General features: G+C 70.1%; 17 protein-coding genes and 1 tRNA gene. 3 read left to right on the forward strand and 15 right to left on the reverse strand.

Annotated features, from left to right (window positions below; genetic code table 11):
• The 4 genes from ACTIE9_RS09435 to ACTIE9_RS09450 all read right to left on the reverse strand — a co-directional run.
• The coding region (locus ACTIE9_RS09435) for a hypothetical protein (protein ID WP_439565325.1) at nucleotides 1–722 on the reverse strand (722 nt) is incomplete at its 3' end.
• 35 nt (nucleotides 723–757) lie between these two features.
• On the reverse strand, nucleotides 758–1582 hold the full coding sequence (locus ACTIE9_RS09440) for an ABC transporter permease (protein WP_439565341.1): 825 nt from the start codon (nucleotides 1580–1582) through the stop codon (nucleotides 758–760).
• Between the two features lie 11 nt (nucleotides 1583–1593).
• On the reverse strand, nucleotides 1594–2421 hold the full coding sequence (locus tag ACTIE9_RS09445) for an ABC transporter permease (protein WP_439565326.1): 828 nt from the start codon (nucleotides 2419–2421) through the stop codon (nucleotides 1594–1596).
• A complete protein-coding gene (locus ACTIE9_RS09450) occupies nucleotides 2418–3344 on the reverse strand; it encodes an ABC transporter ATP-binding protein (protein ID WP_439565327.1) in 927 nt (308 codons plus the stop codon). The genes ACTIE9_RS09445 and ACTIE9_RS09450 overlap by 4 nt, the downstream gene beginning before the upstream one ends.
• A gap of 62 nt (nucleotides 3345–3406) precedes the next feature.
• Here ACTIE9_RS09450 and ACTIE9_RS09455 point away from each other — a divergent pair, with 62 nt between their 5' ends.
• Entirely contained in the window at nucleotides 3407–5248 is a 1842-nt protein-coding gene (locus tag ACTIE9_RS09455) for an ABC transporter ATP-binding protein (protein WP_439565328.1), read from the forward strand.
• Between the two features lie 12 nt (nucleotides 5249–5260).
• Here ACTIE9_RS09455 and ACTIE9_RS09460 read toward each other — a convergent pair whose 3' ends face one another.
• From ACTIE9_RS09460 to ACTIE9_RS09490, 7 genes are all read right to left on the reverse strand, one after another.
• Entirely contained in the window at nucleotides 5261–5845 is a 585-nt protein-coding gene (locus ACTIE9_RS09460) for an isochorismatase family protein (RefSeq protein WP_439565329.1), read from the reverse strand.
• A gap of 17 nt (nucleotides 5846–5862) precedes the next feature.
• Nucleotides 5863–7431: a D-alanyl-D-alanine carboxypeptidase/D-alanyl-D-alanine endopeptidase gene (dacB, locus tag ACTIE9_RS09465; RefSeq protein WP_439565330.1), complete on the reverse strand. Its 1569-nt coding sequence runs from the start codon at nucleotides 7429–7431 to the stop codon at nucleotides 5863–5865.
• Between the two features lie 29 nt (nucleotides 7432–7460).
• The gene (locus ACTIE9_RS09470; protein WP_439565331.1) at nucleotides 7461–8438 is read right to left on the reverse strand and encodes a Gfo/Idh/MocA family protein; all 978 of its coding nucleotides are present in this window, start codon (nucleotides 8436–8438) and stop codon (nucleotides 7461–7463) included.
• Between the two features lie 71 nt (nucleotides 8439–8509).
• Nucleotides 8510–9427 (reverse strand): hypothetical protein, encoded by a 918-nt coding sequence (locus tag ACTIE9_RS09475; protein WP_439565332.1) that lies wholly within the window; start codon nucleotides 9425–9427, stop codon nucleotides 8510–8512.
• A gap of 13 nt (nucleotides 9428–9440) precedes the next feature.
• The gene (locus ACTIE9_RS09480; protein ID WP_439565333.1) at nucleotides 9441–10391 is read right to left on the reverse strand and encodes a hypothetical protein; all 951 of its coding nucleotides are present in this window, start codon (nucleotides 10389–10391) and stop codon (nucleotides 9441–9443) included.
• 346 nt (nucleotides 10392–10737) lie between these two features.
• Nucleotides 10738–10810: transfer RNA gene (locus ACTIE9_RS09485), tRNA-Thr, on the reverse strand.
• A gap of 51 nt (nucleotides 10811–10861) precedes the next feature.
• The gene (locus tag ACTIE9_RS09490) at nucleotides 10862–11779 is read right to left on the reverse strand and encodes a DsbA family protein (protein WP_439565334.1); all 918 of its coding nucleotides are present in this window, start codon (nucleotides 11777–11779) and stop codon (nucleotides 10862–10864) included.
• Between the two features lie 240 nt (nucleotides 11780–12019).
• Between ACTIE9_RS09490 and ACTIE9_RS09495 the strand changes: the two genes are divergently transcribed.
• Both ACTIE9_RS09495 and ACTIE9_RS09500 read left to right on the forward strand, forming a co-directional pair.
• The gene (locus ACTIE9_RS09495) at nucleotides 12020–13117 is read left to right on the forward strand and encodes an ABC transporter ATP-binding protein (RefSeq protein ID WP_439565335.1); all 1098 of its coding nucleotides are present in this window, start codon (nucleotides 12020–12022) and stop codon (nucleotides 13115–13117) included.
• A 104-nt stretch (nucleotides 13118–13221) separates the two neighbouring features.
• A complete protein-coding gene (locus ACTIE9_RS09500; protein ID WP_439565336.1) occupies nucleotides 13222–14538 on the forward strand; it encodes a DUF4032 domain-containing protein in 1317 nt (438 codons plus the stop codon).
• Between the two features lie 58 nt (nucleotides 14539–14596).
• Here ACTIE9_RS09500 and ACTIE9_RS09505 read toward each other — a convergent pair whose 3' ends face one another.
• From ACTIE9_RS09505 to ACTIE9_RS09520, 4 genes are all read right to left on the reverse strand, one after another.
• Nucleotides 14597–15973, reverse strand: coding sequence for an NAD(P)(+) transhydrogenase (Re/Si-specific) subunit beta (locus ACTIE9_RS09505; RefSeq protein WP_439565337.1), 1377 nt, complete (start codon nucleotides 15971–15973; stop codon nucleotides 14597–14599).
• On the reverse strand, nucleotides 15970–16281 hold the full coding sequence (locus tag ACTIE9_RS09510; protein WP_439565338.1) for an NAD(P) transhydrogenase subunit alpha: 312 nt from the start codon (nucleotides 16279–16281) through the stop codon (nucleotides 15970–15972). Before ACTIE9_RS09510 ends, ACTIE9_RS09505 begins: the two co-directional genes overlap by 4 nt.
• Nucleotides 16281–17432 (reverse strand): Re/Si-specific NAD(P)(+) transhydrogenase subunit alpha, encoded by a 1152-nt coding sequence (locus ACTIE9_RS09515; protein ID WP_439565339.1) that lies wholly within the window; start codon nucleotides 17430–17432, stop codon nucleotides 16281–16283. Before ACTIE9_RS09515 ends, ACTIE9_RS09510 begins: the two co-directional genes overlap by 1 nt.
• A 124-nt stretch (nucleotides 17433–17556) precedes the next feature.
• The coding region (locus tag ACTIE9_RS09520) for a dihydrolipoamide acetyltransferase family protein (RefSeq protein ID WP_439565340.1) at nucleotides 17557–18529 on the reverse strand (973 nt) is incomplete at its 5' end.

Below are 18529 nucleotides of genomic sequence, written 5' to 3' on the forward strand. Positions count from 1 at the left end.
TGCCGCGAAGCCTCCAGTCGGGAAACGGTGGCACCGGACGCCATCTCGTCGGCCCAGACCTGATCCTGCTGAAAGCGGAACGCCGCGCGGAGCGAAGCCCTGAGCTTCTCGTCATCCCTCTGACCGGGGAGGAGTTTGGAGTAGAAGCCTTGGACGTACTCTTCCAGTAGGGCATCGATGCGCTCTGCCGCGGAGTCACTTTCCTGACCATCGGCACGCGCGAGGGCATCGCGGGCTTGCGCAAACCTGTCCTCGATCATGTACTCCAGGGCAGCCGTGGATGCCGCCAACGTCACAACGCCCTTCTTGCCCCGGACGTGGTGATCCCACGCAGGAAGCCCGCCGAGTCTGAACTGGCCGACTTCTTGCTCAACCGCCTGCAATTGGACATAGATCCTGTTGAGATCGTCGTGGCTTCGCTGGTTGGCACGCGACCCAGCCATTCCGGCACCCTCAGACCAGTGATAGAGCGCGGCCCCATACGATCGGACGGCGGTCATCATCGACATGAAGGTCTCCTCCATGGCGGTTCGCCGGGCGATATCGACGGACTTCTTGGCCAGCTGTGATCCTTTTCTGGAGATCGCAACTGCCCAGAGCGCAATAAAGACACCAACCACGGCAGCAAGAGCTGTGACGCTCGAAGCGATCCCGTTGAACTCCGTCCACTGGTCAGGAGTGAGCCCAAAAAGGAGCGAGTCAACCTCAGAAACGTCTTCCATGACGGCACGTTAGCGCAGGTGAGGATCCTTCTCCACTACTTCAGGAAGAGCGCGCGCAGCCGGTTCGTCGTGAAGACGACGCCGATGGCGATCATGACGAGGTAGTAGCCGACGTGCACGAGCATCATGCTCGAGAGCGCGCCCGTCGTGAGGCCGCGCACGAGCTCGACGCCGTGCCACAGCGGCAAGGCCTGAATGACCCACTGGATCGCCTCGGGGTAGACCGTGATCGGGTAGAACGTCGCCGAGAACAGGAACATCGGCAGCATGATGAACGTGACCCACTCGATCTGCTGGAAGGTCTTCATGTAGCTCGTGATGGCCATGCCGAGGCTCGCGAAACCGAACGCGATGAGCAGCACGGCCGGCAGGGCGAGCAGGGCGGTCCAGGCCAGGTTGAGCCGGAAGGCCTGCATGATCACCATGAAGCCGAGCGCATACATCGCGCCCCGCAGCAGGGCCAGGAAGATCTCGCCGAGGGCCACGTCAAGCGGGCCGAGCGAGGTCGTGAGCATCCCCTGATACAGCTTCGAGTAGTTGAGCTTGAAGAACACGTTCCACGTCGAGTCGTAGACGGCGCCGTTCATGGCCGAGACGGCGAGCAGCGCCGGGGCGATGAAAGCCGCGTACGGCACCTCCTGGCCCGTCGAGGTCTGCACGGTGCCGACGAGAGCACCGAAGCCGATGCCGAGCGAGAGCAGGTAGAACACCGGCTCGAAGAACCCGCTGAGCACGACGAGGTAGTTCGTGCTGCGGGTCGCCAGCAGGCCGCGATGGATGACCGCGCCGGTGTTGCCCGCGTACAGCGCACTGCGGCGCGGCTGCAGGGCGGGGGCGGCCGTCGTGGCGGGAGCAGGCAGGTTCGCGGCGCTCACTTGTTCAACCTCCGCACGAAGTGCCGGCGCGTGGCCCACAGGCCGACGATGAGGAGCGTCGTCAGGTAGCCGACGTGGGTGACGGTCAACCAGATCGGCTCCTCCGCCCCGTAGGTCAGCACGCGCCCCAGCTCGGTGCCGTGCCACAGCGGCGACGCCCAGCCGAGCGGCTGCAACCAGATCGGCAGTTGCTCGAGCGGGAAGAAGGTGCCCGAGAACAGGAAGAGCGGCGTGATGCCGAAGCGCTGCAGCATGGCCATCTGCCCGCGGTCCTCCTCGATCGTCGAGGTGTAGGTCGAGAGCACGACGCCGATCGCCATTCCCGTGAGGGTGGCGGCGACGATCGCGAGCCACCCGAGGCCCGAGGGCACGGCGCCGAACAGCACGATGATGCCGAAGTAGATCGCCACCGTCACGAGGATGCGCAGCGCGATGTGGATCATCATGCCGTTGACGATCTGCCCGCCCGTGATGGGCGAGGCGTTCATGCCGAAGAAGATCGGGTTCCACTTGAACCCCATCATGATCGGGTAGCTCGTCTCGTTCGCCGCGACCGTCATGGCCGCCGTCGCCATGAGCGCGGGCGCGACGAACTGCAGGTAGCTGACGTCACCGATGCCCTGCGGCACGAGGCTCGCGAGCCCCACGCCGAGGGCGAAGAGGTAGATCAGCGGGTTGCCGAAGCTCTGGAAGATCGCGTCGCCGGCGTAGCCCTTCATGGCGCGGATGCGGTGCTCGGCGATGTACCACGAGCCCCAGCGGCGCGGGGCGGCGCCGGCGGCGAGCGCGCGCTGAGCATCCTGCCGTGTCGTCTGAACCGTCATTCGATGAGGCTCCGCCCGGTCAGGCGCAGGAAGACGTCCTCCAGGCTCGAGCGGCGAACGAGCGAGGTGATCGGCTCGAGCCCCATGTGCGTGATCGCCTCCAGCGCGGCCTCGCCGTTCTCGCTGTAGACGAGGATGCGGTCGGGCAGCACCTCGAGGCGCTCGCCGACCCCGGCCATGCGCTCCGCCGCCTCGGCGTTCTTATCGCTGCCGAACCGCACCTCGAGCACCTCGCGGCTCGAGTACTCGCGGATGAGCGCGGCGGGCGAGCCCTCGGCCATGATCTGGCCCTTGTCGACGACGACGAGGCGGTCGCACAGCTGCTCGGCCTCGTCCATGTAGTGCGTCGTGAGCACGAGCGTCGTGCCCTGCTCCTTGAGCCGGAACAGGCGGTCCCACAGGATGTGCCGCGCCTGCGGGTCGAGGCCCGTCGTCGGCTCGTCGAGCAGCAGGATGCGCGGCTCGTTGATGAGCGCGCGCGCGATCGTCAGGCGGCGCTTCATGCCGCCGGAGAGGTCGTCGACCTTGGCCTTCTTGCGGTCGGTCAGCTGGGCGAACTCGAGCAGCGCATCCGCCCGCTCGGCGACGACCGCGCGCGGCAGGCCGAAGTAGCGACCGTAGACGAGCAGGTTGTCGCGCACGCGCAGCTCTTGATCGAGGTTGTCCTGCTGCGGCACGACACCCAGCTGCGAGCGGATGTCGGGGCCGTGGTCGTTCGGGTCGAGGCCCAGGATGCTCAGGCTGCCGCTCGTGCGCGTCGACACCGCCCCGACCATGCGCATGGTCGTCGACTTGCCCGCGCCGTTGGGGCCGAGCAGGCCGAAGCTCTCACCCGGAGCCACCTCGAAGTCGATGCCGTCGACGGCCGTGAAGTCGCCGTAGGTCTTGGTGAGGGCAGATGCGGTGATGACGGGCTGGGGCACGAGAGAAGAGCCTAGCCCCGCTGCACGGTCGGCACCGAGGATGGGTCGGCCAGGATGGAGCCATGAGCACGACCAGAACAGAGACCCCCCGCCGCCGTTTCGGCCGCCCCGTCGACGACGGGCCGCGCGCCACCTTCGGTCAACTGCTGCCGTATCTGCTCGAGCACCGGGTGGTGCTCGGCTGGGTCATCGTCATCAGCGTGCTCGGCGCCGCCGCCTCGCTCGCGCAGCCGCTGCTCGTCAGTCAGGTCATCACCGTGGTGGAGAACGACGGCGACCTCGGCCCGCTCGTCGCCCTGCTCGTGGCGCTCGTCGTCGTCGGCGCGCTGCTGAGCGGCTTCGGGCACTACCTGCTGCAGCGCACGGGCGAGGGAGTCGTGCTCTCGAGCCGCCGCGCTCTCGTGCGGCGCATGCTCCACCTGCCCATCAGCGAGTTCGATCAGCGCCGCACCGGCGACCTGGTCAGCCGGGTCGGCAGCGACACGACGCTGCTGCGGGCCGTGCTCACGCAGGGCCTGGTCGAGGCCATCGGCGGCAGCCTCACCTTCGTGGGCGCGCTCATCGCCATGATCATCATCGACCCGACCCTGCTCGGCTTGACCGTGCTCGTCATCGCCGCGTCGGTCGTCACGGTCGTGGTGCTGTCGCAGCGCATCCGCATCGCCAGCCGCAAGGCGCAGGAGAAGGTCGGCGACCTCGCCGCGGCCGTCGAGCGCTCGATCTCATCGGTGCGCACGGTGCGCGCGGCGAACGCGACCGAGCGCGAGATCGCCGTCGTCGAGCAGAACGCGGTCGGCGCGTGGGAGCAGGGCATCAAGGTCGCGAAGATCTCGGCGCTCGTCGTGCCGATCTCGTCGATCGCGTTGCAGGTGTCGTTCCTCGTCGTGCTCGGGGTGGGCGGCTTCCGCGTCGCGTCGGGGGCCATCGGGGTGGCTGACCTCGTCGCCTTCATCCTGTTCCTGTTCCTGCTGATCGGCCCGCTCGGGCAGGCTTTCGGCGCCATCACGAGCGTCAACGCGGCGCTCGGCGCTCTCGGTCGCATCCAGGAGATCATCGGCCTGCCGAGCGAGAGCGAGGGCGACGCCGAGGTCGTGCCCGCCGCGTCCACCGCCTCGCGCGCGGCGGTCGAGTTCGACGATGTGCACTTCCGGTACCCGGAGGCGGCGCACCGCACCGAAGAGGAGAAGGTGATCGCCGAGGTCGTGGGCGAGCATCCTCGTGACAAGACAGTTCTCGCCGGGGTCAGCTTCAGCGTTCCGGTCGGCTCGCGCACCGCCCTCGTCGGGCCGAGCGGTGCCGGCAAGAGCACGGTGCTCTCGCTCATCGAGCGGTTCTACGACCCCACGGCGGGGGCGATCCGCATGGGTGGCGACGACATCCGCGGCCTCGACCGCACCGAGCTGCGCGGCCGCATCGGCTACGTCGAGCAAGACGCCCCCGTGCTCGCCGGCACCCTGCGCGACAACCTGCTGCTGGGCACGCCTGGTGCGACCGACGAGCAGTGCGTCGCCGTTCTGCGGTCGGTCAACCTCGACGAGGTGCTCGACCGCGACGAGCGGGGGCTGGATGCGCAGGTCGGGGAGGACGGCGTCATGCTGTCGGGCGGCGAGCGCCAGCGACTGGCGATCGCTCGCGCGCTGCTGGCGGCCCCGCCGATCCTGCTGCTCGACGAGTCGACGTCATCGCTCGACGGCGTCAACGAGCAGCGCATGCGCGAGGCGATCGACGCTGTGGCCGAAGACCGCACGCTCATCGTCATCGCGCACCGGCTCTCGACGGTCGTCGACAGCGACCAGATCGTCGTGCTCGATCACGGGCGGGTCGTCGGCGTGGGAACCCACAGCGAGCTCGTCGCCTCGACACCGCTCTACCGCGAGCTCGCGAAGCACCAGCTGCTCGTCTGACCGACGGGGCGATCAGGAGGCGGACGGCTCGACCGTCGCGCCCGCGGCGGCGAGCTCGCGCAGAGCCGCCGCGCTCGAGTCGGCGGCGACCCCCGCGATGAGGTCGGTGAGCACGCGCACGCGCCGACCGGCGCCGAGGGCATCCAGCGCCGACGCCCGCACGCAGTAGTCGGTCGCGATGCCGACGACGTCGACGTCGGTGACGCCGAGATCGTCGAGCGCTGAAACGATCCCGCGGCCGTCGTCGGTCACGCCCTCGAAGATCGAGTACGCCGGAACACCCTGGCCTTTGCGCACGTGGATGTCGATGAGCCCCGTGTCGATCGCGGGGTGGTACTCGGCCCCCTCGGTGCCCGCGACGCAGTGCGGCGGCCAGGTGTCGACGAAGTCGGGCGCGCTCGACACCGCGAAGTGGCCGCCGTTGTCGTTGTCGGCATCGTGCCAGTCGCGCGATGCGATGACGACGTCGTAGGCGTCAGGGTTGTCGCGCAGGTGCTCCGTGATCGCGACGGCCACGGCGGCCCCGCCCGCCACCCCGAGCGCACCGCCCTCCGTGAAGTCGTTCTGCACATCGATGATCACGAGCGCGCGGGCCATGTCGCCTCCGGTGCGGGTCAGTTGTTCGAGAGGTTGTCGCCGCAGGTGAACACGCCCGTCGTGAGCGTGTCGAGCGCCGCCCGCGCGTTCTCCGCGATGCCGTCGCGGATGGCGTGGAAGGAGAAGGTCAGTACCGATCCATCAGCGGCACGCACGATGCCGGCGAGCGAGTACGAGGTGTCGATCCATCCGGTCTTGGCCAGAACGGCTCCACGGGCGACGGCGTTCGCCCCGGTGAAGCGATTGGCGAGGCCGCCGCTGACCCCCGCGACCGGTAGCGCGTTCGTGATGACACCCAGATTTTGCCCGCCGCCGTTGATGACGACGAAGAGTTGGGCCACATACTGGGGGGGCACGGCGTTGAGGTCGCTGAGCCCCGATCCGTCGCGGATGCTGATGCCGGTCGTCGGCACGCCGTAGGTGTTCAACACGCCCGTGAACGTCTGGTTGAGCGAGGCAGCTGAGCCGTCGAGACCGATGGCGCGCGACGAGACCCGGGCGAGCATCTCGGCCAACGTGTTGTCGCTGTTCGGCAGCATCTGCCCGATGAGGGTCGAGACGGGCTGCGACTGCACCTGGCCGAGCACGGTCGTGGCCACGGCCGCGCCGACGGTGATCGTCGGCACTCCGGCAGGGTTCCCGGCATTGGCGAGCGCCTGGGCGAACGCCTGCCCCGCCCTCGCGACCGGGTCGGTCGAGCGCGGGCTCGTCGTGCGCGCCGGGTTGTCGCGGTCGCCGTCGACCTGCAGCGCGGTGACCTCGGAGTGATAGCCGATCGTCTGCTCGCTACGCGCCCACGACGAATCCCACTTGTCGGCGCTGTTCCAGTAGGTCGAATCGAGCACGACCTCGGTGATGCCGGGCGCGTCCGGGTTCGCCGCGGCGTAGGCCGCGACCGTCTGCGCCGCCAGATCATCCAGCTTCGGGGCACCGGGGTAGACGCTCTCCTGACCGGGGGGAAGGCGGCTGAGGGTCGCATCACCGCCACCCACGAGCACGACCGACCCGGGAGTCGTGCCAGCGACCACGCGAGTCGTGAGGCGGTAGTCGGGGCCGAGCGCCGAGAGGGCGACAGCGGCCGTCAGCACCTTGAGCACACTGGCCGTGCGCACCGGTGTCGCGGCCTGGCGATCCCACAGCAGTTCGCCCGTGCTCGCGTTGATGACCGAGCCGTAGAGCGTCGTGAGGCGTTCGTCGAGGGCGAGGGCGTCGATCGAGCAGGTGCGCAGGCGGCTCGGTGCGGCGATCGTGTCGGGCACCGGCCGAGGCTCGGGCTCGGGGGTCGCCGTCACGACGGGCTCGGGCTCGACGGCGGCGGCTGAGCCGACCGACACCCCGGCGAACAGCGCTCCGGTCGCGAGCAGCAGGAAGCCCACGGAGAGGGCCGTGGTGAGCACGGCGCGCGGGTGCCGCTTCACGAAGGCACCGATACCGCCCCGCGACGCGGCGTCCGCTGCGGCGGTCTCCCCCTCAGCGACAACGGCATTCGGCACCGCGTCGGCCGGAACGCTCGCGGGCGAGACGCGGCGACCCGCTTTCGCGTCGCGCAGAGCGCGTCGGCTCAGCGGCTGCTCGGGCTCGGTCATGGGGTCATGATACCGAGCGCTTCCGCGAGCTACTCTCCGGGATAGCGCAATCCGATGAGGCCGCGCACCTCGTCGAGCACGCCCATGATGGCGACCGACTCGTCGATCGGCAGCGACGAGGGCGGCTCGCCCGCCGCTCGGCGCTCGAGCTCGGCGGCCTGGAAGTGCATGCCGCGCGTGGCGACCGGCTGCTCGAACCGCTCGACGACCGTCCAGTCGCGGTCGTACCGGGTGAGCACCGTGGGCGTGTACCAGACGCGATCGAGCTCGATCGCTCCGGCCGTGCCGAGCACGATCGCGCGGTTCGAGCCCGCCGTGTCGAGTGCGCACTGCAGCACCGCCTGACGCCCGTCGTCGTAGCCGAAGATCATCGCCGTCTGCCGGTCGACACCCGTGGGCGTCATCGCGGCGTGGGCGAGGATGCTCGTCGGCAGTCCGAGCACGTCGACGGCGAACGACACCGGGTAGATGCCGAGGTCGAGCAGGGCCCCTCCGCCGAGCGCCGGATTCTGCAGTCGGTGCTCGGGGTCGGTCGGCAGCGCTTGCGTGTGGTCGGCGATGACGGTGCGCACCTCGCCGATGGCACCTGCCGCGATCCGTTCACGCAGGTGCACCATGTGCGGCAGGAACCGGGTCCACATCGCCTCCATGGCGATGACGCCCCGCTCGGCTGCCCGATCGGCGATGCGCTGCGCCTCCGCTCGGTTCAGGGTCAGCGGCTTCTCGATGAGCACGTGCTTACCGGCGTCGATCGCGAGAAGGGCCGCGTCGACGTGGAAGGGGTGGGGCGTCGCGACGTAGATCACGTCGACCTCGGGGTCGGCCACGAGCTGCTCGTAGCTGCCGTGCGGGTTCGGGATGCCGAACTCGGCCGCGAAGGCCTCCGCCGCTCCGGGCGCACGCGACCCGACCGCGGTGATCGTGAACCGCGCATCCCCGAGATCGCGGGCGAAGGCGCGGGCGATATGCCCGGTGGCCAGGATTCCCCAGCGCAGTGCAGTGCTCACGAGCGGCTCCTTCACCGGTTGCCGCCGTGGCGCCCGGTGGCGTCAGCCTATCGAGGCGCGCCCCGCCCGGGTCAGCAGCTGACCCAGCGCGCGGCCGCGCGGGTGAAGGAGTAGGGCTCGTTCGGCACGCCGCCGTGGGTCATCGCGAACAGCACGCAGACGTTCCCGGTCGCACCGGTGTAGGTGGGCTTGTAGAGCGAGGCGCGGTGGCCGCTCGAGTCCCACCACTTCTGGGCGACGGTGGCACCGCTGTTGTCCGTCCCGCCGGCGAGGTTGCCATCACAGCCGACGCTCGGAACACCGTCGCTCCGCACCGAGCCGATGTGACCCCAGGCGCTCATCGGGTCGGTCGACGGGTCCTCCGCCATCCAGAACAGGCGATCTTCCATGCAGCTGTCGTAGCGGATGTTCGAGAACGGCACGGGCGCCAGGCAGTTGGCGACGCGGATGGCGTTGTAGGCGACGGCGAACGACTGCAGGTCGGCCGACGTGGTGCCAGCCACCCCCAGCGACGAGGCGCGGCTCGGCGCCCCGGGGGTGGAGCCGGAGATCGCGGACGGGCAGCCGCTGCTGATCGAGGGAGTCGGCGTCGGCGTGGCCACCGTGATCGGTGCGGGCTGGGCGGCGAGCGGCCGGTCCGGCGCCGCCGCTGCGGGACGGGCGGCAGTGACCGAGGTTGTCGCGCTCGAGACCGCGCCCGAGCCGGTGCGCTCGGGCTGCGGCTGCGCGCTCGCGACGGGCGTCTCCGGAGCCACGGGCACGAACGGCGTCGCAGCGGGCTCAGCCGTGGGCACCACCTGCAGATCGGCGGAGCCTGCGGCGCCGTCGATCGACGACGACGACTCGATCGTCGCCCCGGCCGACGCGGAGCTCGGCACGCCGGCACCGGTCGATCCCGGTGCGCTCACAACCGGAACGGCGAGCCCGATAACGACGGCGAGCGCCGCGATCGCGGTGGTCGTGCGATAGTCCATTCCCCCCATGCGCATGATCCGTCTCCGCTCAGCAGCTCACCCAGCGCGCGGCCGCGCGGGTGAAGGAGTAGGGCTCGTTCGGCACGCCGCCGTGCGTCATCGCGAACAGGATGCAGACGCCGCCGGTGCCGCCGGTGTAGGTCGGCTTGTAGAGGGAGGCACGGTGGCCGCTCGAGTCCCACCACTTCTGCGCGACCGTCGCACCGGTGTTGCCCGAGCCGCCGGCGAGGTTGCCATCGCAGCCGACGCTCGGAACACCGTCGCTCCGCTGCGATCCGATGTGGCCCCAGGCGCTCATCGGGTCGGTCGACGGGTCCTCCGCCATCCAGAACAGGCGGTCCTCCATGCAGCTGTCGAAGCGGAAGTTCGAGAAGGGCACGGGTGCCAGGCAGTTCGCGACGCGGATCGCGTTGTACTGCTGGGCGAACGCCTGCAGGTCGGCCGACGTCGTGCCGGCGACACCGAGTGCCGAGGCGCGGCTGGGAGCGCCGGGCGTCGATCCGCCGATCGCGGCGGGGCAGGCGGGTGCGGCAGGAGGGGCCGGAGGCGGCGGGGCCGCGGGCGCGCTCGGTGCGGGCGTCGAGCCGCCGCCGCTCGTGCCGCCGCCGCTCGTGCCGCCGCCGCTGGTGCCGCCCGATCCGCCCGACGCCGTGGACCCGGAGCCCGTCGCGCCGTTCGTGGCGGCGCCGCTCGCCCCGGAGCCCGAGCCGGGCTCGACCGGCGCCTGGGCCGTGTGCTCGCCATCGGAGGTCTCGTCGCCCTCCGACTGCGCATCGGCCGCCGCGCGGCGCTCGATGTACTCGACGAGAGGAACGGCCGAGTCGTCGTCGCGGCTGCCGGCCGCGGTGATCACCGGAGCGCTGCTTCCGGAACCGGTCGTTGCCAGGCCTTCTGCGGCGTTGTCCGCGGCGCCCAGGAAGGGCATGACGACCAGCATCACCGCGGTCAGCGCGGATCCGGCATAGACAGAACGCAACACGTGACACCCCCCGAACGTGTGGTCTCGACAGCCCCCCGGCTGTCTGGTTTCACGCTAGGCCCGACTCGGCGTACCACCAAGCGGACATAGTCGAAAAACGAACGAATGCCCCGCGAAGTGGGGGTGTGTCGCACGATTTCCGCCCCCGGTCGGGGGTATTGCCGATTCGGAGTGCCCGTGAAGGAGGTTTGCCCGCGACGCAGCGCGTCGCGACGGAGAGCCGACTGCGGGCGCGACGCATCGCGTCGCGACAGACAGCAACCCGGCTCGCTACGCGACGCAACGCGTCGCGACGGAGAGCCGACTGCGGGACTCGAACCCCGCGACGCAACGCGTCGCGACGGAGAGCCGACTAGGGGACTCGAACCCCTAACCGCCCGATTACAAGTCGGGTGCGCTACCAATTGCGCCAAGTCGGCGTGGCCGCGGTGGCGGCCAGGGCACGATGCCCGCCTGTCAGACTACCGGCGCTAGGGCGTCGGAGTCGGGGTGGGGGTCGGCGTCGGGTTGGTCGAGAACTCGTCACCCGCAGCCTGGAGCACGAACTGCGCGAACTCCCCCTGGTCGAACGGGTAGCTGTACTCGTAGACCTTGCCGTTGACGAAGACCGTCGGGGTTCCGACGATGCCCTCGATCTCGACGTCGCGGATGGCGAGCGGCCCGGTCTGGGCGCGGGTCGTCGCGGCCTTCACCCACGACGCGAAGGTGCGCTCGGTGATGCATTCCTCGATGCCCCCGGCCGTGGTCGCGACATCCCCGGCGAGCTCGATGAGTCGCGCGTCGTCGAGGCCCGGCGTGCCCTCCTCGGGTTGCTCGGCGAACAGGCTCGCGTTGAACTCGAAGAAGGAGTTGGGGCTGTAGTTGGCGACGCAGGCCGCCGCGTTGGCGGCGCGCAGCGAGTACTCGGTGCCGGCGGATCGGCTCGTGAGGATGGCGATCGGTCGGTACTCGACCGTCGCGGCGCCCGACTCGACGAGCGTTGCGATGAACTCGCCGTTGGTCGCCTCGAACTCGCCGCAGATGGGGCAGAGGTAGTCGATGACGATCTGGATGTCGACGACGCCGTCGGGGTTGGCCTCCGAGACGACGGGTCGGTCTCCCACGGGCAGGGCGGGGGTCGGCACGGCCGCGAAGTCTTGACCGATGCGGATGCCGTCGCTCGCCATGTTGCGCGGGCCCGGTCCTTCGGGGCGCACCGAGTTGACGAGCACGAGGGCGATGACCGCGATGATGGCCACGGCCGCGAGCGCGACCCCGCCCTGCAGCAGCAGGCGCGTGCGGCGCTCCTTCTTCTGCTGCTCCTGGCGCAGCTGACGAGCCTTCTCACGGGCCTCGGCGCGCCGCTCGTTCTTCGAGGGCCGCTCGTGCGCGGATCGCTGGTCGCTCATGGAACCTCATTCGACGTCGGGGCCGTCCGGCCCCGGGACACGGTGAAGGGCGCACGCGGCGCCCCGCCTCGATAGTACGACGCGGTCCTGTGGAGGTGCCAGGCGGTCGCCCGAGTGGGCCGCGGTCGACGGAGGTGGCATACTGGGCCGCGGTGGTCGATGACGCCCACCACGCCTCTTGGCATATCCATTCACTACGGATCGTCCGGCACGTACCTGCCGGTGAAGGAGAAGATCAGCATGGCTACAGTGACCTTTGACAAGGCCACCCGTCTCTACCCGGGGTCCACGGTTCCCGCGGTCGACGCGCTCGACCTGCACATCGCCGATGGCGAGTTCCTCGTGCTCGTCGGCCCCTCGGGCTGCGGCAAGTCGACCTCGCTCCGCATGCTCGCGGGCCTCGAAGAGGTCAACGACGGCAACATCTTCATCGGCGAGCGCAACGTCACCGACGTTCCCCCGAAAGACCGCGACATCGCGATGGTGTTCCAGAACTACGCGCTCTACCCGCACATGACGGTCGCCGAGAACATGGGCTTCGCTCTCAAGATCGCCGGCATCAACAAGGATGAGCGGGCCACGCGCGTGCTCGAGGCCGCCAAGCTGCTCGACCTCGAGCCCTACCTCGACCGCAAGCCGAAGGCCCTCTCCGGCGGCCAGCGTCAGCGCGTCGCCATGGGCCGCGCGATCGTTCGCCAGCCCCAGGTGTTCCTCATGGACGAGCCGCTGTCGAACCTCGACGCCAAGCTCCGCGTGCAGACCCGCACGCAGATCGCCTCGCTGCAGCGCCGCCTCGGCGTCACCACGGTCTACGTCACGCACGACCAGACCGAGGCCCTCACGATGGGCGACCGCATCGCGGTGCTGAAGGACGGCATCCTGCAGCAGGTCGGCAGCCCGCGCGACCTGTACGAGACCCCGAACAACGTCTTCGTCGCCGGCTTCATCGGCTCCCCCGCGATGAACCTGTTCCCGGCGGAGGTCGCCGATGGCGGCGTCAAGTTCGGCACGGCCATCGCACCGGTCGAGCGCGACGTGCTGTCGTCGACGAGCGAGAAGATCGTCACGGTCGGCGTTCGCCCGGAGGACATGATCGTGAGCACGAGCGGCGACGGTCTGCCCGTCGAGGTCGAGATCGTCGAAGAGCTCGGCGCCGACGGCTACCTCTACGGCAAGACCGAGGTGCAGGGCCAGCGCGTCGACATCGTCGCCCGCGTCGACGGCCGCGTGCACCCGCACGCCGGCGACACGGTCTACATCACCCCCGAGGCCAAGCACGTGCACGTGTTCGACACGGCGTCGGGTCTGCGCCTGAACAAGGAGCCCGTCGCGAGCTGAGACGCCGCGTGATCCACCGGCGAGGGCGGGCGTGCTGAATCAGCACCCCGCCCTCGTCGCTTTTGCCCCGCTGCCGGCCCCACCTTCCGCGACAGGAGCCCCGCATGAGCGCCTCGCTCTCGATCACCTCGGCCCTCACCGACCCGGCGCTGCTCGATCTGCCCTGGCAGCTGCCGCTCGAGCTGTGGCCCGACGACGCGATCGCCTCGCTGCCGAAGGGCATCTCGCGCCACCTCGTGCGGTTCGTGCACATGAGCGATTTCGTGGTCGCCGTCAAGGAGACCACGGAGGAGATGGCGCGCCGCGAGTACGACATGCTGCGCACGCTCCAGCGCCTCGACATCCCGTGCGTCGAACCCGTCGCCGTCATCACGGGCCGCGTCAGCAGCGAGGGCGAGGAGCTCATGCCCGTGCTGGTCACGCGGCACCTGCGGTTCTCGCTGCCCTATCGAGCGCTCTACTCGCAGACGCTCCGGCCCGACACGGCCACGCGGCTCGTCGACGCCCTGGCCCTGCTGCTCGTGCGGCTGCACATCATCGGCTTCTTCTGGGGCGACGTCTCGCTCTCGAACACCCTCTTCCGCCGCGACGCCGGCGCCTTCGCCGCCTACCTCGTCGACGCCGAGACCGGCCAGCTCTACGAGGGCGGCCTCTCGAACGGCCAGCGCGAGAACGACCTCGAGATCGCGCGGGTCAACATCGCCGGCGAGCTGCTCGACCTCGAAGCGGGCGGTCGCCTCGACGAGAGGGTCGACGCGATCGCGACGAGCAACGGCATCATCGAGGCCTACCGCTCGCTCTGGAAGGAGCTGACCGGCTGGGAGTCGTTCGACCGCTCGGAGCGTTGGCGCATCAATCAGCGCGTCGAGCGCCTCAACGACCTCGGCTTCGACATCGAGGAGCTCGCGATCACGACGGACGGCGACAGCACCGAGGTGCGCATCCGCCCCAAGGTGGTGGATGCGGGCCATCACACGCGACGGTTGCTGCGGCTGACCGGCATCGACGCGGAGGAGAACCAGGCCCGCCGCCTGCTCAACGATCTCGATTCGTATGCGGCATCCAACTACCCCGATCGGGAGGCCGACGAGGAGGTGGTCGCCCACGAGTGGCTCGTGCGTGTGTTCGAGCCCGTCGTGCGCGCCATTCCGAAAGACCTGCGCGGCAAGCTCGAGACGCCGGAGATGTTCCACCAACTGCTCGAGCATCGCTGGTACCTCTCGCAGAACGAGGGCCGGGCGATCCCGCTCGCGGAGGCGCTCAGCTCGTATATCGACACCGTGCTGCGGCACCGGCGCGACGAGGCGACGATGATCGCCCCACCCACCGAGACGATCTCGCTGCCCGCGCTCGACACGAGCGAGATCGTCATCGTCGAGGGTGATGACGCCCCGACCGGCAGCTGGCGCGACAAGGTCTGAACGCGATCGCCGCGCGGGCCCGAGGGCTCCGCGCGGCGATCGGTCGAGCATCCGCCCGCTACAGGTTCTTGACGGCCGTCAGAACCTTCGTGAGCGAGTCTTTCGCGTCACCGAACAGCAGGGTCGTCTGCGGCTCGAAGAGCAGGTCGTTCTCGATGCCGGCGAAGCCGGGGCGCATGGAGCGCTTGAGGAACACCACCTGGCGGGCCGAGGCCACGTCGAGGATCGGCATGCCGTAGATCGGCGAGCCGGGCGAGGTCTTCGCGGCCGGGTTCACGACGTCGTTGGCACCGACGACGAGGGCGACGTCGCAGTTCTTGAACTGCGGGTTCACCTCGTCCATCTCGGCGAGCACCTCGTAGGGCACGTTCGCCTCGGCGAGCAGCACGTTCATGTGGCCGGGCATGCGACCGGCGACGGGGTGGATGCCGAAAACGACCTCGATGCCCTTCGCCTCGAGCGTCGTGGCGAGCTCGGCCATCGTGTGCTGCGCCTGGGCGACGGCGAGGCCGTAGCCGGGCACCACGATGACGCGCTGGGCGTAGCCGAGCAGGATGGCGACGTCCTCCGCGCTCGAGCTGCGCACGGGCCGGTCGCTCTGCGCGGTCGAGCCGGCGGTCGACCCGCCGCGGAACGCGCCGAACAGGGTGCCCGTCACGCTGCGTCCCATGGCCGAGGCCATCGCCCGCGTGAGGATGGTGCCCGATGCTCCGACGAGCGTGCCCGCGACGAGCAGCAGGGTGTTGCCGAGCACGAGGCCCGACGCGGCCACCGTCAGGCCCGTGAAGGCGTTGAGCAGCGAGATGACGATCGGCACATCGGCGCCACCGACCGGCAGCACGACGAGCACTCCGAGCGCGGTGCCGAACGCGAGCAGCACGTAGGCGGCGGTCGCATCGGCCGTGAGCACGAGCCACACGGCGCTCGCGAGCGAGCCGAGGGCGACGAGCGAGATGACGACGGGGGCGCCCGGGAACACGATCGGGCGGGTCGGCATGAGCTCCTGCAGCTTGGCGAAGGTGATCGCCGAGCCCGAGAACGACACCGCACCGACGAGCACCGTGAACGCGACGGCGATGACGGCGCCGAGCTCGTCGGCGACGATCGGCAGCTCGAGCAGGGCGACGAGCGCCGCGGCACCGCCGCCGACGCCGTTGAACAGGGCGACGAGCTGCGGCATCTGGGTCATCTTGACCAGGCGCGAGGCGGGAACGGCAATGAGGGTTCCGACCGCGATGACGCCGAGGATGAGCGCGACGTTGTCGAGCTCGGTCGAGAGGAACACCACGACCATGGCCAGCAGCGCGCCGAACGCGCCGATGAGGTTGCCGCGCCGCGCCGACTTCGGCGAGCTGAGGCCCTTGAGGGCGAGGATGAAGCAGACGGCCGCGACCAGGTACAGCAGGGCGGTCCACTCGGGGCTGAGCACGATCACTTCGACTCCTCGCGATCCTTCGCGGCGGCGGGCTTGCGGCCGCCGAACATCTCGAGCATGCGGTCGGTGACGACGAAGCCGCCGACCAGGTTGACGGTCGCGAGCAGCACCGCGATGAGGGCGACGACGAGCACCGGGATGCTCTCCGCCTGCCCGGCGACGATGACGGCTCCGACGAGGATGATGCCGTGGATGGCATTGGCGCCCGACATGAGCGGAGTGTGCAGGGTGCTCGACACCTTCGAGACGACCTCGAAGCCGACGAACACCGACAGCACGAAGAAAGTCAGCAGGGTGATGGGGTCCATCAGTTCGCGCCCTTCCGGTCGGCGATGGCGGCGGCGGTCGGCTCGTGCCGCACCGCCCCCTCGTGGGTGAGGCACGCACCCGCAACGACCTCGTCGTCGAGGTCGGGCACGAGCGCCCCGTCGCGCGTCATGAGCGCGACGAGGTTGGCGATGTTCTGGCCGAGCAGACGCGAGGCGTCGAAGGGCATCGTCGACGCCGCGTCTTTCATGCCGACGATCGTGACGTGGCCGCCCGTGACGGGCACCACCACGTCTTCGCCGGGCTTCGCCCCCTCGACGTTGCCACCGGTCTCGGCGGCGAGGTCGACGATGATCGAGCCGGGCGCCATGCCCTGCACCATCGACGCCGTGATCAGACGCGGTGCAGGACGACCAGGGATGGCGGCCGTGGTCACGATGAGATCGGCCTCGGCGACGTAGGGCGCGAGCAGCTCGCGCTGCCGGTCGGCGCGGTCGGCGGCGAGCTCTTTGGCGTAGCCGCCCGCGGCATCAGCTGCCGCATCGAGGTCGAGGTGGATGAACGTGCCGCCCATCGACTGCACCTCGTCGGCCGAGGCCGAGCGCACGTCGTAGGCCGAGACCTTGGCGCCGAGGCGCTTCGCCGTCGCAATCGCCTGCAGGCCGGCCACACCGGCCCCGAGCACGAGCACGCGCGCGGGCGGGATGGTGCCAGCCGCCGTCATGAAGAGGGGCAGGAAGCGCGGGAAGCGCATCGCGCCCTCGAGCACGCAGCGGTAGCCGGCGACGAGCGCCTGCGACGTGAGCGCGTCCATCGACTGCGCGCGAGAGATGCGCGGGATCAACTCGAGCGAGAATGCGGTCACCCCGCGGTCGGCGAGCGCCTGCACGGCGTCGAGCTCGCTCGCAGGGGAGGCGAAGCCGACCGTGATGGCGCCCTTCGGCAGCTTCGCGATCGTCGCCGGGTCGAGCGGGCGGACGTGCGCCAGCACATTGACCGTCGACAGCGGGATGCTCACCGCGAGCTCGGCCCCCGCCTCGGCGTAGGCGGCATCAGCGTAGCCCGCGGCGACGCCGGCCCCCTTCTGCACCGTCACCGCGTAGCCCGCGGCGACGTACTGGGCGACGGCCGCGGGGGTGGCCGCGACGCGGCGCTCCCCCTCGATGGGCTCGCGCCGGATGGCGATCTTCATGAACACTCCCGTTCGGCTGGAACAGCAAACAGGGGAACAGTATCGCTTTCGAGGTGCTCAACCGGCGTCATCCCACCCATGACGGGTGAAAGAACGTGCGTTCTTTGCAGGAGCGCAGGAGCGCTCAGGCGAGGATCGACACCGGGTTCTCGATGCGGGCGACGAAAGCGGCGAGCCAGCGCGCGGCGAGCGCGCCATCCAGCACCCGGTGGTCGGCCGAGAGCGTGACGGTCATGACCGTGCCCACCTCGAGGGCGCCGTCGACGACGACCGGTGCCGGGCGGGCCGCACCGACGGCGAGGATGCCAGCCTGCGGCGGATTGATGATCGCGCTGAACGACTGCGTGCCGAACATGCCGAGGTTCGAGACGGCGAAGCTGCCGCCCTCGATCTCGTGCTGCTTGAGTCCGCCGCTGCGCGCGCGCGTCGCGAGGTCGGTGATGGCGGCCGAGAGCGCAGTGACGCTCACCGACTCGACGCCGCGCACGACGGGGGTCACGAGGCCGTCGTCGAGCGAGACGGCGATCGCGATGTCGGCCGTGCGGTGGCGCAGCATGCCCTCGTCGGTCCACGTCGTATTGGCCTCGGGAACGTCGATGAACGCCGCGGCGACCGCCTTGACGACGAGGTCGTTGACCGAGATCTTGACACCGTCGATCGCATTGATCTCGCGCCGCAGCTCGAGCAGGCGGTCGACCCGGCAGTCGGCCGTGAGGTAGAAGTGCGGAACCGTGCTCTTGCTCTCGGTCAAGCGGCGCGCAATGGTCTTGCGCATGCGCGAGGTCGGGATGAGCTCGGGCTCGAGGCCCGCGGGCGACGACATGACCGGCGGGGCGGGGGATGCCGCCGGGGCCGCGACAGCCGTCGTCGCCGCGGCGGGCGCCCCGGCGAGCAGCGCCTGCACGTCACGGCGCACGATGCGGCCGCCCGGGCCCGAGCCGACGACGCTCTCGAGGCTGAGGCCGTGCTCGCGGGCGAGGCGCCGCACGAGCGGGCTCACGAAGCGGCGAGCGCCGGAGTCGTCGGCGGGCAGCACGGAGGGCACGGCAGCCGGCGCGGCCGGCGCGGGGGCGGCAGGTTCCGCCGCCGCCGCCTCC

The sequence above is a fragment of the Microcella sp. genome, from assembly GCF_051860105.1.
In the GTDB taxonomy this organism is placed as follows: Bacteria; Actinomycetota; Actinomycetes; order Actinomycetales; family Microbacteriaceae; genus Microcella.

Excerpts from the sequence above, each read along its gene's own strand:
- dacB (WP_439565330.1), bottom strand. The coding sequence starts at position 7,431 with ATGACCGAGCCCGAGCAGCCGCTGAGCCGACGCGCTCTGCGCGACGCG.
- ACTIE9_RS09515 (WP_439565339.1), bottom strand. The coding sequence starts at position 17,432 with ATGAAGATCGCCATCCGGCGCGAGCCCATCGAGGGGGAGCGCCGCGTC.
- ACTIE9_RS09460 (WP_439565329.1), bottom strand. The coding sequence starts at position 5,845 with ATGGCCCGCGCGCTCGTGATCATCGATGTGCAGAACGACTTCACGGAG.
- ACTIE9_RS09490 (WP_439565334.1), bottom strand. The coding sequence starts at position 11,779 with ATGAGCGACCAGCGATCCGCGCACGAGCGGCCCTCGAAGAACGAGCGG.
- ACTIE9_RS09495 (WP_439565335.1), top strand. The coding sequence starts at position 12,020 with ATGGCTACAGTGACCTTTGACAAGGCCACCCGTCTCTACCCGGGGTCC.
- ACTIE9_RS09445 (WP_439565326.1), bottom strand. The coding sequence starts at position 2,421 with ATGACGGTTCAGACGACACGGCAGGATGCTCAGCGCGCGCTCGCCGCC.
- ACTIE9_RS09510 (WP_439565338.1), bottom strand. The coding sequence starts at position 16,281 with ATGGACCCCATCACCCTGCTGACTTTCTTCGTGCTGTCGGTGTTCGTC.
- ACTIE9_RS09455 (WP_439565328.1), top strand. The coding sequence starts at position 3,407 with ATGAGCACGACCAGAACAGAGACCCCCCGCCGCCGTTTCGGCCGCCCC.
- ACTIE9_RS09500 (WP_439565336.1), top strand. The coding sequence starts at position 13,222 with ATGAGCGCCTCGCTCTCGATCACCTCGGCCCTCACCGACCCGGCGCTG.
- ACTIE9_RS09475 (WP_439565332.1), bottom strand. The coding sequence starts at position 9,427 with ATGCGCATGGGGGGAATGGACTATCGCACGACCACCGCGATCGCGGCG.